General features: G+C 65.8%; 1 protein-coding gene and 1 pseudogene. Both read left to right on the plus strand.

Annotation, left to right across the window (positions count from 1 at the left end; translation table 11 throughout):
* Nucleotides 1-385 (plus strand): annotated as a pseudogene (locus tag EOA24_RS43715) (DUF1403 family protein); the annotation flags it as partial.
* 2 nt (nucleotides 386-387) lie between these two features.
* The coding region (locus tag EOA24_RS39700; RefSeq protein ID WP_133375030.1) for an SMC-Scp complex subunit ScpB at nucleotides 388-871 on the plus strand (484 nt) is incomplete at its 3' end.

Consider the following 871-nt stretch of genomic DNA (forward strand, 5'->3'; position numbering starts at 1 on the left):
GACCTGGTGCTGGCGCAAAGCCAGCGCAGGCCTTTGGCCCAGCCTTTCGCGGCGAGGCCAGCGGCAAGCGCATCCGACCGGGCGAAAAAGGTTTCGAGCGGGCGGTCTGCCTGGCGCTGGTGCAAGCGGCGGCCGAGGCCTGCCGGCTTGCCGCTGAGCTGTCGCGCCGCGCCGAAAAACTCCTGGCGGTGGCGCCAAAAAACTGCGCGCGAAAGGCGCCAGCGACGTGATCTTTTTGCTGCTCAATGAAGATGCCGTCGCCGGATCGCTGACGACAAAAAGCCTGTCGCGCTATGCGGCGCGGCGACTGTTCGAGCGCTTGCAACTGCTCGATGTGGTGCGCGAGCTTTCGGGTCGCGCCACCTTCCGGTTGTTTGGGCTTTAGCGATGAGCCAGGCCCCCGCCCGCCGCAATCCAAACGATCAGCCGGTGCTGCTCGACACCGAACTGGAACATCTGCCGGCGGAGCGCTGGCGCGAATGGATGGGCCGCGTCGAAGCGGTGATTTTTTCCGCCAACGAACCGGTGACACGTAGTGTCCTCGCGCGGGTGGTGGGAAAAAGCTGCAATCTCGAGCTGATCATCGACGACATCCGCGCCGAGCTCGCCGGCCGCCCCTATGAGCTGGTCGCGGTCGCCGGCGGCTTTCAGCACCGGACCAGAAAGGCCTTTGGCGACGTCATCCACGCCGCATTCGGCACGGCTCCGGCGCAGGGGGCGAAAGAGCTGTCGCAGTCGGAGGCGCTGGTGCTGATGTGCATTGCCTATTTCCAGCCGATCACGCGGGGCGAGCTGTCGAGCTTCTTCGGCAAGGAGGTGTCGCGCGATCTGATCGGCGTGCTGCGCGGGCAGGATCTGATCGCTTCGGGGC

It is taken from the genome of Mesorhizobium sp. M2A.F.Ca.ET.039.01.1.1, from assembly GCF_003998035.1.
Lineage (GTDB): Bacteria > Pseudomonadota > Alphaproteobacteria > Rhizobiales > Rhizobiaceae > Mesorhizobium.